The organism is Pseudomonas sp. D5(2026) (genome assembly GCF_057766845.1).
Genome location: NZ_CM173421.1, coordinates 1,538,759 through 1,550,394, shown reverse-complemented (window position 1 = coordinate 1,550,394; position 11,636 = coordinate 1,538,759). Strand labels below are relative to the sequence as shown.

General features: G+C 62.7%; 11 protein-coding genes. 7 read left to right on the top strand and 4 right to left on the bottom strand.

What is annotated here, in order from left to right; genetic code table 11:
- The first annotated feature begins 25 nt into the window (after nucleotides 1-25).
- The 3 genes from flgM to AC3B5Q_RS07260 all read left to right on the top strand — a co-directional run bounded on the left by flgM (nucleotide 26) and on the right by AC3B5Q_RS07260 (nucleotide 1,680).
- A complete protein-coding gene (gene flgM / locus AC3B5Q_RS07270; RefSeq protein WP_021785148.1) occupies nucleotides 26-340 on the top strand; it encodes a flagellar biosynthesis anti-sigma factor FlgM in 315 nt (104 codons plus the stop codon).
- Between the two features lie 49 nt (nucleotides 341-389).
- Nucleotides 390-857, top strand: coding sequence for a flagellar protein FlgN (locus AC3B5Q_RS07265; RefSeq protein WP_021785147.1), 468 nt, complete (start codon nucleotides 390-392; stop codon nucleotides 855-857).
- Between the two features lie 79 nt (nucleotides 858-936).
- Nucleotides 937-1,680, top strand: a complete 744-nt coding sequence (locus AC3B5Q_RS07260) for a flagellar brake protein (RefSeq protein WP_021785146.1) — start codon at nucleotides 937-939, stop codon at nucleotides 1,678-1,680.
- 93 nt (nucleotides 1,681-1,773) lie between these two features.
- Here AC3B5Q_RS07260 and AC3B5Q_RS07255 read toward each other — a convergent pair whose 3' ends face one another.
- The 3 genes from AC3B5Q_RS07255 to bkdR all read right to left on the bottom strand — a co-directional run bounded on the left by AC3B5Q_RS07255 (nucleotide 1,774) and on the right by bkdR (nucleotide 5,205).
- Nucleotides 1,774-3,114 (bottom strand): MFS transporter, encoded by a 1,341-nt coding sequence (locus AC3B5Q_RS07255; protein ID WP_028696946.1) that lies wholly within the window; start codon nucleotides 3,112-3,114, stop codon nucleotides 1,774-1,776.
- Nucleotides 3,115-3,247: 133 nt separating this feature from the next.
- Complete coding sequence (locus AC3B5Q_RS07250; protein ID WP_162149605.1) at nucleotides 3,248-4,489, bottom strand: glutamine synthetase family protein; 1,242 nt, start codon at nucleotides 4,487-4,489, stop codon at nucleotides 3,248-3,250.
- Between the two features lie 230 nt (nucleotides 4,490-4,719).
- Nucleotides 4,720-5,205: a Bkd operon transcriptional regulator BkdR gene (gene bkdR / locus AC3B5Q_RS07245; RefSeq protein ID WP_003254485.1), complete on the bottom strand. Its 486-nt coding sequence runs from the start codon at nucleotides 5,203-5,205 to the stop codon at nucleotides 4,720-4,722.
- A gap of 198 nt (nucleotides 5,206-5,403) precedes the next feature.
- Here bkdR and AC3B5Q_RS07240 point away from each other — a divergent pair, with 198 nt between their 5' ends.
- Genes AC3B5Q_RS07240 through lpdA form a run of 4 tightly spaced genes read left to right on the top strand, consistent with a single transcriptional unit; the run spans nucleotide 5,404 to nucleotide 10,350 of the window.
- Nucleotides 5,404-6,636: a 3-methyl-2-oxobutanoate dehydrogenase (2-methylpropanoyl-transferring) subunit alpha gene (locus tag AC3B5Q_RS07240; RefSeq protein ID WP_028696948.1), complete on the top strand. Its 1,233-nt coding sequence runs from the start codon at nucleotides 5,404-5,406 to the stop codon at nucleotides 6,634-6,636.
- A gap of 1 nt (nucleotide 6,637) precedes the next feature.
- Complete coding sequence (locus AC3B5Q_RS07235; protein WP_003254487.1) at nucleotides 6,638-7,696, top strand: alpha-ketoacid dehydrogenase subunit beta; 1,059 nt, start codon at nucleotides 6,638-6,640, stop codon at nucleotides 7,694-7,696.
- Entirely contained in the window at nucleotides 7,697-8,968 is a 1,272-nt protein-coding gene (locus AC3B5Q_RS07230; RefSeq protein ID WP_021785142.1) for a dihydrolipoamide acetyltransferase family protein, read from the top strand.
- Between the two features lie 2 nt (nucleotides 8,969-8,970).
- Complete coding sequence (gene lpdA, locus AC3B5Q_RS07225) at nucleotides 8,971-10,350, top strand: dihydrolipoyl dehydrogenase (protein ID WP_103444742.1); 1,380 nt, start codon at nucleotides 8,971-8,973, stop codon at nucleotides 10,348-10,350.
- Nucleotides 10,351-10,460: 110 nt separating this feature from the next.
- Here lpdA and AC3B5Q_RS07220 read toward each other — a convergent pair whose 3' ends face one another.
- Nucleotides 10,461-11,459 carry a sensor domain-containing diguanylate cyclase gene (locus AC3B5Q_RS07220; protein WP_021785140.1) on the bottom strand — a complete coding sequence of 333 codons (999 nt, stop codon included), beginning with the start codon at nucleotides 11,457-11,459 and terminating at the stop codon, nucleotides 10,461-10,463.
- Between the last annotated feature and the right edge of the window lie 177 nt (nucleotides 11,460-11,636).

Genomic DNA, 11,636 nt, shown 5'->3' with positions numbered 1-11,636 from the left:
TCCAAATACCCAGAGGTTTCTGATCATGGTCATCGACTTCAGTCGCATGAATAACTCTCCGTCCGTCACGGGCGGCGTGCGCAGCAACACCGCGTCCGGCAGCGCCGAAAAACCGGCAGCTCGCCAGGAAGCGGCAAGCGCCACCAGCGCCAGCGGAGAAGCGGTACACCTCAGCCAGGAGGCCCAGCAGTTGCAGAAGGTCAGCGACAAGCTGCGCGACGAGCCGGTGGTCAACAGCGCCCGCGTGGCCCAGTTGAAACAGGCGATCGCCGACGGCAGCTACCAGGTCGATGCCGGCCGGGTCGCCAGCAAACTGCTTGATTTCGAAGCCCAGCGCTGACCGTACGGCGCGCTGACTTCACGGACGCCAGAAAAGCCAAGAGTTAGCCATGCACGACACCACCTTGCTGCAACTGATCGAAGATGACATTGCCCCGATGCAGGAACTGCTCGACCTTCTGAAAAAGGAGTCTGTAGCCCTGCATGGCCGCGATATGGCACCGCTGGAAGATATTCTGGCTCGCAAGCAGTCTTTGATCGTGTTGCTGGAGCAGCAAGGCCTGCGGCGCAACAACCTGCTTACCAGCCTTGGCCTGAGCGCAGATCGCGCCGGAGTGGAGGCTGTGGCGGCACAATCGCCCAACGGTGAATTGATCCTGCAGCAACTCAACGTGATCAGCCAATTGATGCAAGCCTGCCAACAGCTTAACGAGACCAATGGCCGGATCATCCAGGTGCAGCAACACGTCACCAACAACCAGATCCGCATCCTTCAGGGCGGCGATTCGCCTTCGCTCTATGACAGCCGTGGCAGCACCTCGCCCCTGGCCAAGCCACGCGCGCTCAGCCAAGTGTGATTTTTCTATCAAGGCACAGAACATAGTGGCAAAATGCCGTTACTTGCGTGTGTCGCTTTTGCCTGGAGAACGATAAGCTGTGTTCAATGAATCCGATGCTCCGCAACCACCCAAGGTGTTGAGCACCCCCTTGGAGATTGCGGCCAACTTGCGGCAGCTGCAGGAAAGCCACGACCCCCTGATCATTACCTTCCATGAGCGCAGCCAGCGCTTCCAGAGCTATGTGGTGCGCGTGGACCGCGAAAGCAATACCCTGGCACTGGACGAGATGATCCCCCGTGACGGCGAGAAATTCATCGAGAACGGCGAGCACTTCCGCGTCGAAGGCTTCCACGATGGTGTGCGCATCGCCTGGGAGTGCGATCACGAGCTGAAAATCAGCGAGGTCGACGGCCACCGCTGCTACAGCGGCGCCCTGCCGCAAGAGATGACCTACCACCAGCGCCGCAATGCCTTCCGCGCCGCACTGAAGCTATCGCAGCTGGTCGACATCATCCTCGACGGCGCCCACCTCAAAGGCAACGGTGCCCTGCGAGGCAAGCTGCTGGATATCTCGGCCACCGGCTGCAAACTGCGCTTCGAAGGCAATGTCGAAGACCGCTTGCAACTGGGCCAGGTGTATGAGCGTTTCAAGGCGGGCAACCCGCTGGGCCTGGTGGATACCATGGTCGAGCTGCGTCATCTGCACTATGAAGAGCGCATCAACACCACTTTTGCCGGCGTGCGCTTCCACAACCTGAGCGGGCAGGCTCAACGCAAGATCGAGAGTTTTGTGTACCAGCTGCAGCGTGAGGCGCGGCGGTTCGACAAGGACGATTATTGATCGTCAGTCGGTAAAACAGAAAACGCCACCTGCTGAGGTGGCGTTTTCATTTGTGTTTCCGCTGGGCTGGCCTCTTCGCGGGTAAACCCGCTCCTACACCGACTTGCTGGCTTCTTCCGGTTCAGGCGCCTGTTGCTGCGCGCCCTTCTCTTCATCCTCGGTGTCTTCAGCCGCCACAGGCGCCTGCATCACGTCCTGCACGGTCTGCTCATCCACCCGCGGGTCCAGCGCCGCCGACAACGGCGAACCGGCCGCCGGCATCGCCACGTGGCCCAGCGGTGCATCCTGTACCTGATGCAGGCCGGTAACCGCTTTCGGCCGAATGCGCCAGACCAGCACCAGGGCAAAGAATACGAAGAAGGCATACAGCATCTGCGCGCCCAATACCTTCATCAAAACCCCTGCCGCCAGCGGGCCGACACATGCACCCACACCGTAGGTCACCAACAGCATCGCCGTCAGCGATACCCGGCGCTCGCTTTCCACGTGGTCATTGGAAAAGGCAACCGCCAGCGGGTACAGGCAGAACTGCAGCAACGAGATCAGGAAGCCGATACCGAACAGCAACTCCAGCGGCACACTGGGCAGTATCGCCAATGGCGCAGCAGCCAGTGCCAGCCCCACCGCCACGCTACGAATCAGCACAGCCCGGTCATAACGGTCAGACAACCAGCCCAGCGGCCACTGCACCAGCAGGCCGGCAAAAATGCAGCTACCCATGAACAGACCGATCTGCTCGGTACTCATCCCCTGGCTTGAAGCATATAAAGGCGCCAGACCGTAGAACGAGCCGACAATCAGCCCCGAGCCCAAAACCGTACTGAGCGACTGCGGCACGCGTTTGATGAAGAATTTCGGCTCCATCGGTGCCGGGCGCAAAGGCGCCGGGTGAATACGCCGGGTCATCGCCACGGGCACCAGGCACAGGGCAAAGCACATCGCCACCAGCATCAGCAGCTCAGGGCCGAGCTGCGGGTGCACCACCAGAATCAACTGGCCAAGCACCAGCCCCAGATACGAGGCAATCATGTAACCGCTGAACACCGCGCCCCGGTGTTTCACATCGGCCTGCTCGTTGAGCCAGCTCTCGATGACCATGTATTGGCACATCATCCCCAGGCCGACGATCATGCGCAGCCCTACCCAGGCCGGCAGCCAGCTGGTCAGGCCATGACCGAGCACCGCGGCGCCGACGATACCGGCACAGGTGGCATAGGCGCGTATGTGCCCTACCCGCCCGATCAGCCGGTGGCCAACCTTGCCACCAACCGCCAGGCCAAAGTAGTTGGCCGCCATCAACGCACCCACCCACAGGCTGTCGACATGGTCGGCCGCCAGGCGCAGGGCCAGGTAGGTGCTGAGCAGGCCCGAGCCGATCAACATCATCAGCGCGGCGAAATACAACGACTGAAACGGCTTCCATACATTTCGCATACGTCCCGTGGAGCTCCCTGGTCAGGTGGCAGTTTTGGGTGCTAGCAGCATAAAGGCAAAAACCGCCTGGCGCAGGCCCCCCCGACAGCTATTTGGCACTGCGGGGGCGTGCCCGGTGCAGGTTATGTCGCGCTCAGGCCTGTGCCGCCAGGACCCGGCGCTCCCACGGCGTGATCTCGTCGAAAAAATCGCTCAGCTCAAGGGTCTTGCTGGCGATGTAGCCTTCGATGAACTCGCTGCCGAACAGTTCCCGCGCCAGCGTGCTGCGCTTGAGCCTTTCAAGGGCCGCGTGCAGCGTGCACGGCAGGCTCAGGTGCTCGGGCACCTCGAATTCGCCCTGGATGGCCGGCGATGGCTGCAAGCGCTGCTCGATGCCGTGCAGGCCGGCGGCCAGGCTGGCGGCAATGGCCAGGTAAGGGTTGGCATCGGCGCCTGGCAGGCGGTTTTCCACCCGTCGCGCGACCGGCGCACTGGCCGGAATGCGCAGGCCAGCGGCGCGATTGTCCTCGGACCAGCACGCATTGTTCGGCGAGGCGTAGGGATGGCACAGGCGCTGGTAGGAGTTGACGTTGGGCGCGAACAGGGCAGTGAAGTCGGCCATGCACGCCTGCAACCCGCCGATGAAGTGGTGGAAGGTGTCTGTCGGCAGGCCCTGCTCATCACTGAACACGTTGCGCCCGCTGCCGGCCTCGACCAGGCTCTGGTGAATGTGCATGGAGCTGCCGGGCGTACGCGCCAGCGGCTTGGCCATGCAGACCACCGTCAGCCCGTGCTTGAGCGCCACTTCCTTGAGCAGGTGCTTGAACAGGAAAGTCTGGTCGGCCAACAGCAGCGGGTCGCCGTGCAGCAGGTTGATCTCAAACTGGCTGACACCCATTTCGTGCATGAAAGTGTCACGTGGCAGGCCGAGCGCGGCCATACAGTGATACACCTCCTTGAAAAACGGACGCAGGCCGTTGTTGGAGCTGACACTGAACGCCGAATGGCCCTGCTCGCGGCGGCCATCGCTGCCTACCGGCGGCAGGAACGGTTGGTGCGGGTCAGTGTTGGGGGCAAAGACGAAGAACTCCAGCTCGGTTGCCACTACCGGCACCAGGCCCAGTGCCGCATAGCGGGCTCTCACGGCTTTCAGCTGGCCCCGGGTGGACAGTGCCGAGGGCCGGCCATCCAGCTCATTGGCATCGCAGATGGCCAAGGCGCGGCCGTCATTGCTCCAGGGCAGGCGGTGCACCTGACCGGGTTCGGCCACCAGTGCCAGGTCGCCGTCGTCACTGCCGTAGAACTTCGCCGGTGGGTAGCCGCCCATGATGCACTGCAGCAGCACTCCCCGGGCCATTTGCAGACGACGGCCTTCGAGGAAGCCTTCGGCGGTCATCACCTTGCCGCGCGGGACGCCGTTGAGGTCGGGGGTGACGCATTCGATTTCATTGATGCCCTGGAGCTGAGCAGTGCTCATGACGCTTGTCCTTGTTGTTGTAGGCTGACATCAACATAGGCTGGGGGTGTTTAAAATATCAAGCAGCCTATTGGGTGGCTGTGCCGGCCTCTTCGCGGGTGAACCCGCTCCTACAGGTGGATGCGATCCTTGTGCCGGCATCGCCCCCCCTACTCCCGCAAAGTCATGCCATTGGCCGGCAACGGCAACGCCGTCTTGTAGCGCACCTGCTTCAGGGCAAAGCTTGAACGAATATTGGCTACCCCTGGCAAGCGCGTCAGGTAATCGAGAAACCGCTCCAGCGCCTGGATGCTGGGCAATAGCACCCGCAACAGGTAATCCGGGTCACCCGTCATCAGGTAGCACTCCATCACCTCGGGCCGCTCGGCGATCTCTTCTTCAAAGCGGTGCAACGACTGCTCCACCTGTTTTTCCAGGCTGACATGGATGAACACGTTCACATCCAGCCCCAGCACCTCCGGCGACAGCAAGGTCACCTGCTGGCGGATCACCCCCAGCTCTTCCATGGCCCGCACCCGGTTGAAGCAAGGCGTGGGCGACAGGTTCACCGAGCGTGCCAGCTCGGCATTGGTGATGCGGGCGTTCTCTTGCAGGCTGTTGAGAATGCCGATATCGGTACGATCGAGTTTGCGCATGAGACAAAATCACCGGTTTTTTGTGTTTATGCGGAATGTTTATCTGCCCCGCTCGGCAAAGGCAATCAACTTGAGAGAAAAATTCTCCTGCCGGGCCACTAAGATGTAGGTGACGCTGACTTACCAGTCACAAGCCGGTACTCAGCGGCGGCCGCTTCAGAGCTCACAAAAACAAATACCCGAGCGAGCGTAAAAAGCATGAACGAGTACGCCCCCCTGCGTTTGCATGTGCCCGAGCCCACCGGCCGGCCAGGCTGCCAGACCGATTTTTCCTACCTGCGCCTCACCGATGCAGGTCAGGCCCGTAAACCCGCTATCGATGTCGATGCTGCCGACACTGCCGACCTGTCCTGCAGCCTGGTCCGCGTGCTCGACGAGCAAGGCGACGCGCAAGGCCCGTGGGCCGAGGACATCGACCCGCAGATCCTTCGCCAAGGCATGCGCGCCATGCTCAAGACGCGGATCTTCGACAGCCGCATGGTGGTTGCCCAGCGCCAGAAGAAGATGTCCTTCTACATGCAAAGCCTGGGCGAAGAAGCCATCGGCAGCGGCCAGGCGCTGGCGCTGAACCGCACTGACATGTGCTTCCCGACCTACCGCCAGCAAAGCATCCTGATGGCCCGCGACGTATCGCTGGTCGAGATGATCTGCCAACTGCTGTCCAACGAGCGCGACCCACTCAAAGGCCGCCAGTTGCCGATCATGTACTCGGTGCGCGAAGCCGGCTTCTTCACCATCAGCGGCAACCTGGCGACCCAGTTCGTGCAGGCGGTCGGCTGGGCCATGGCATCGGCGATCAAAGGCGATACCAAGATCGCCTCGGCGTGGATCGGTGACGGCGCTACTGCCGAGTCGGACTTCCACACCGCCCTCACCTTTGCCCACGTATACCGCGCCCCGGTCATCCTCAACGTGGTCAACAACCAGTGGGCCATTTCCACTTTCCAGGCCATCGCCGGTGGCGAGTCGACCACCTTTGCCGGCCGTGGCGTGGGTTGCGGTATTGCTTCGCTGCGGGTTGACGGCAACGACTTCGTCGCCGTGTACGCCGCCTCGCGCTGGGCTGCCGAACGCGCCCGACGCGGCCTGGGCCCAAGCCTGATCGAGTGGGTCACCTACCGTGCCGGCCCGCACTCGACGTCGGACGACCCCTCCAAGTACCGCCCTGCCGATGACTGGAGCCACTTCCCGCTGGGTGACCCGATCGCCCGCCTGAAGCAGCACCTGATCAAGATCGGCCACTGGTCCGAGGAAGAACACCAGGCCGTCACGGCCGAGCTCGAAGCTGCGGTGATTGCTGCGCAGAAAGAAGCCGAGCAATACGGCACCCTGGCCAACGGGCATATCCCGAGCGCCGCCTCGATGTTCGAGGATGTGTACAAGGAGATGCCCGAACACCTGCGCCGTCAACGCCAGGAACTGGGGGTTTGAGATGAACGACCACAACAACAGCATAAACCCGGAAACCGCCATGGCCACCACTACCATGACCATGATCCAGGCCCTGCGCTCGGCCATGGATGTCATGCTTGAGCGCGACGACAATGTAGTGGTGTACGGCCAGGACGTCGGTTACTTCGGCGGCGTGTTCCGCTGCACCGAAGGCCTGCAGAACAAGTACGGCAAATCGCGCGTGTTCGATGCGCCCATCTCCGAGAGCGGCATCGTCGGTACCGCCGTGGGCATGGGTGCCTATGGCCTGCGCCCGGTGGTGGAAATCCAGTTCGCCGACTACTTCTACCCGGCCTCCGACCAGATCGTCTCCGAGCTGGCCCGCCTGCGTTACCGTTCGGCCGGCGAGTTCATCGCCCCGCTGACCCTGCGCATGCCTTGCGGCGGCGGTATCTATGGCGGCCAGACTCACAGCCAGAGCCCGGAAGCGATGTTCACCCAGGTGTGCGGTCTGCGCACCGTTATGCCGTCCAACCCATATGACGCCAAAGGCCTGCTGATTGCCTCGATCGAATGCGACGACCCGGTAATCTTCCTGGAGCCCAAACGCCTGTACAACGGCCCGTTCGATGGCCACCACGACCGCCCGGTAACACCGTGGTCGAAGCACCCGCACAGCGCCGTGCCCGACGGCTATTACACCGTACCGCTGGACAAGGCCGCCATTACCCGCCCTGGCAATGACGTGACTGTGCTGACCTACGGCACCACGGTGTACGTGGCCCAGGTGGCCGCCGAAGAAAGCGGCGTCGATGCCGAAGTGATCGACCTGCGCAGCCTGTGGCCGCTGGACCTGGATACTATCGTCGAGTCGGTGAAAAAGACCGGCCGTTGCGTGGTGGTGCACGAGGCCACCCGCACCTGCGGCTTCGGTGCCGAACTGGTGGCGCTGGTGCAGGAGCACTGCTTCCACCACCTGGAGGCGCCGATCGAGCGCGTCACCGGCTGGGACACCCCCTACCCTCACGCACAGGAATGGGCTTACTTCCCCGGCCCTTCGCGGGTAGGTGCGGCACTGAAAAAGGTCATGGAGGTCTGAATGGGCACGCACGTCATCAAGATGCCGGACATTGGCGAAGGCATCGCGCAGGTCGAGTTGGTGGAATGGTTCGTCAAGGTCGGCGATATCATCGCCGAGGACCAGGTGGTGGCCGACGTCATGACCGACAAGGCCACCGTCGAAATCCCTTCGCCGGTCAGCGGTACAGTGCTGGCCTTGGGTGGACAGCCCGGTGAAGTGATGGCGGTCGGTAGCGAACTGATCCGCATCGAAGTGGAAGGCAGCGGCAACCATGTGGATGTGCCTCAGCCAAAGCCGGTAGAGGCCCAGGCGGCCCCGATTGCAGCCAAGCCGGAACCGCAGAAAGACGTAAAACCCGCCGCGCACCAGGCGCCCGCCAATCACGAAGCTGCGGCCATTGTGCCGCGCCAGCCGGGCGACAAGCCACTGGCCTCGCCGGCCGTGCGCAAACGCGCCCTGGATGCCGGTATCGAACTGCGTTATGTGCATGGCAGCGGCCCGGCCGGGCGTATTCTGCACGAAGACCTCGACGCCTTCATGAGCAAGCCGCAAAGCAATGCCGGCCAGGCACCGAACGGCTATGCCAAGCGCACTGACAGCGAACAGGTGCCTGTGATCGGCCTGCGTCGCAAGATCGCCCAGCGCATGCAGGACGCCAAGCGCCGCGTCGCACACTTCAGCTACGTGGAAGAAATTGACGTCACCGCCCTGGAAGCCCTGCGCCAGCAGCTCAACAGCAAGCACGGCGACAGCCGCGGCAAGCTGACCTTGCTGCCATTCCTGGTGCGCGCCTTGGTCGTGGCGCTGCGTGACTTCCCGCAGATCAACGCAACCTACGACGACGAAGCGCAGATCATCACCCGCCATGGCGCGGTGCATGTGGGCATTGCCACCCAAGGTGACAACGGCCTGATGGTACCCGTGCTGCGCCACGCCGAAGCGGGCAGCCTGTGGGCCAATGCCGGCGAAATTTCGCGCCTGGCCAACGCTGCACGCAACAACAAGGCCAGCCGCGAAGAGCTGTCCGGCTCGACCATCACCCTGACCAGCCTCGGCGCCTTGGGTGGCATTGTCAGCACGCCGGTGGTCAACACCCCGGAAGTGGCAATCGTCGGGGTCAACCGCATGGTCGAACGGCCAGTGGTGATCGACGGCCAGATCGTCGTGCGCAAGATGATGAACCTGTCCAGTTCGTTCGACCACCGCGTGGTCGATGGCATGGACGCCGCCCTGTTCATCCAGGCCGTGCGCGGCCTGCTCGAACAGCCCGCCTGCCTGTTCGTGGAGTGAGCATGCACCAGACTATCCAAACGACCCTGCTGATCATCGGCGGCGGCCCCGGCGGTTATGTGGCTGCCATCCGCGCCGGGCAACTGGGCATCCCCACCGTACTGGTAGAAGGCCAGGCGCTGGGCGGCACCTGCCTGAACATCGGCTGCATTCCGTCCAAAGCACTGATCCATGTGGCCGAACAGTTCCACCAGACTTCGCGTTTTGCCGGGGCGTCCGAGCTGGGTATCAGCGTAGCCTCGCCGCGCCTGGACATCGGCCAGAGCGTGGCCTGGAAGGACGGCATCGTCGACCGCCTGACCACCGGTGTTGCCGCCTTGCTGAAAAAGCACGGGGTAAAAGTGGTACATGGCTGGGCCAAGGTGCTCGACGGCAAGCAGGTCGAGGTCGATGGCCAGCGCATCCAGTGTGAGCACCTGTTGCTGGCCACCGGCTCCAGCAGTGTCGAACTGCCGATGCTGCCGCTGGGTGGCCCGGTGATTTCCTCCACCGAAGCCCTGGCACCGAAAGCCCTGCCGCAACATCTGGTGGTGGTAGGGGGTGGCTACATTGGCCTGGAGTTGGGCATTGCCTATCGCAAGCTGGGTGCACAGGTCAGTGTGGTGGAAGCGCGTGAGCGCATCCTGCCGACCTACGACAGCGAATTGACCGCCCCGGTGGCCGAGTCGCTGAAGAAGCTGGGCATCGCCCTGCACCTGGGCCACAGCGTTGAAGGTTACGAAAATGGTTGCCTGCTGGCCAACGACGGCAAGGGCGGGCAACTGCGCCTGGAGACCGACCAGGTACTGGTGGCCGTGGGCCGCCGGCCACGCACCCAAGGCTTCAACCTGGAATGCCTGGACCTGAAGATGAACGGCGCCGCCATTGCCATCGACGAGCACTGCCAGACCAGCATGCGCAACGTCTGGGCCATCGGCGACGTCGCCGGCGAGCCGATGCTGGCGCACCGGGCCATGGCCCAGGGCGAGATGGTCGCCGAAATCATCGCCGGCAAGACCCGCCGCTTCGAGCCTACTGCAATTGCCGCCGTGTGCTTCACCGACCCGGAGCTGGTGGTGGTCGGCAAGACCCCGGAACAAGCCAGCCAGCAGGGCCTGGACTGCATCGTCGCGCAGTTCCCGTTTGCCGCCAACGGCAGGGCCATGAGCCTGGAGTCGAAAAGCGGTTTCGTGCGCGTGGTGGCGCGACGCGACAATCACTTGATTCTGGGCTGGCAGGCAGTTGGCGTGGCGGTTTCCGAATTGTCCACGGCGTTTGCCCAATCGCTGGAGATGGGCGCGTGCCTGGAAGATGTGGCCGGCACCATTCATGCCCACCCCACGCTGGGTGAAGCGGTACAGGAAGCCGCGCTGCGCGCCCTGGGTCACGCCTTGCATATCTGACACTGAAGCGGCCGAGGCCGATTTGGCCCGCTGCGCCGAGAGGCGCTGCGGGTCTTTTTTCATTCAGGCCATGTAAACCTCCAGAAAACAGCGCCATCTCTGAGCGGGCGCTACTCGGAAATTGCGTTCTTGCCTGCCCGCTTGGCCCTGTATAGCGCCTTGTCGGCACGCGCCAGCAGCGCGTCCTGGTCCTCCCCATCCAGCCGTTGCACCACGCCATAGCTCATGGTCAGTCGACAATCCCCCACCGGCTCCACTAGCTCGAGCACCTGGCGCAAGCGCGCTGCCACCTCCAGCGCCTCCCCCAATGCGGTCTGCGGCAGCACGATGACGAACTCGTCGCCACCCCAGCGCGCCAGCAGGTCCAGTTCGCGCAAGCAGGTGCGCAGGTTTTCGGCCACCCGCACCAGCGCCGAATCGCCACGGGCGTGACCGTAGCGGTCGTTGATCGGTTTGAAATCATCCATATCCATGGCAATCAGCGACAACGGCTGGCGAAAGCGCTGGGCGCGCTGGCACTCCAGGTGCAACGCGCTCTCCAGCCGGTAACGATTGGCGACCCGGGTCAACGCATCGCGTTCGGCCAGTTCACGGTTTTCGTCCAGTTGCCGCTGCAACTGCTGGTTAACCCGAGACAACTCGCGGGTGCGTTCGGCCACCTGAAACTCCAGTGACTGGTTCTTCTGCTCCAGTTGAGCCACCAAGCGCTTGCCAGCGTCGATATTGCGATGCGCACCCAGCATGCGCGCCACGGAACCGTCCTCGTTATGCGCGATGATGTAGCCGCTGTCTTCGATCCAGATGTAGCTGCCATCCTGACAACGGCAACGGTATTCAATGCGGTAGCGCTCGTTGCGCTGATTGATATAGGCCTCGAAATGCGCCATTACCCGTGGGTAGTCTTCAGGATGGATCACGCTCTCCCAGGTAAATACCGAGTTGGCCATGGAGTGGCTGGCATAACCCAGCATGCTGTACCAGCCCGGGTTGCGATAAACGTAGCCAGTATTGGCATTCCAGTCCCAGATGCCATCGCTGATCAAATCGAACAAGGTGTGCAACTGCTGTTCACTGAAGCCGGCAGGTACCGGCCTGGTTTCTTGACTCATGGACACTCTCCCTGATGCCCAGCAACTGCGCTCCGATCAAGGGGCTGCCGACAGTGGTGGTAATTGCCGCAGGCGGCAAGATCATGCCTGACACGGGCAAGCATATGCCCGCCCGCGCGTATCGGAAATAGCGCCAAGGCCCTGATTTCGGCCGATAGAATGCTGGCATGGCTTTTG

What these genes read in the sequence shown, in the direction of transcription:
- flgM (WP_021785148.1), top strand. Translation starts at nt 26, where the DNA reads ATGGTCATCGACTTCAGTCGCATGAATAACTCTCCGTCCGTCACGGGC.
- AC3B5Q_RS07265 (WP_021785147.1), top strand. Translation starts at nt 390, where the DNA reads ATGCACGACACCACCTTGCTGCAACTGATCGAAGATGACATTGCCCCG.
- AC3B5Q_RS07255 (WP_028696946.1), bottom strand. Translation starts at nt 3,114, where the DNA reads ATGCGAAATGTATGGAAGCCGTTTCAGTCGTTGTATTTCGCCGCGCTG.
- AC3B5Q_RS07250 (WP_162149605.1), bottom strand. Translation starts at nt 4,489, where the DNA reads ATGACCGCCGAAGGCTTCCTCGAAGGCCGTCGTCTGCAAATGGCCCGG.
- bkdR (WP_003254485.1), bottom strand. Translation starts at nt 5,205, where the DNA reads ATGCGCAAACTCGATCGTACCGATATCGGCATTCTCAACAGCCTGCAA.
- AC3B5Q_RS07240 (WP_028696948.1), top strand. Translation starts at nt 5,404, where the DNA reads ATGAACGAGTACGCCCCCCTGCGTTTGCATGTGCCCGAGCCCACCGGC.
- AC3B5Q_RS07235 (WP_003254487.1), top strand. Translation starts at nt 6,638, where the DNA reads ATGAACGACCACAACAACAGCATAAACCCGGAAACCGCCATGGCCACC.
- AC3B5Q_RS07230 (WP_021785142.1), top strand. Translation starts at nt 7,697, where the DNA reads ATGGGCACGCACGTCATCAAGATGCCGGACATTGGCGAAGGCATCGCG.
- lpdA (WP_103444742.1), top strand. Translation starts at nt 8,971, where the DNA reads ATGCACCAGACTATCCAAACGACCCTGCTGATCATCGGCGGCGGCCCC.
- AC3B5Q_RS07220 (WP_021785140.1), bottom strand. Translation starts at nt 11,459, where the DNA reads ATGAGTCAAGAAACCAGGCCGGTACCTGCCGGCTTCAGTGAACAGCAG.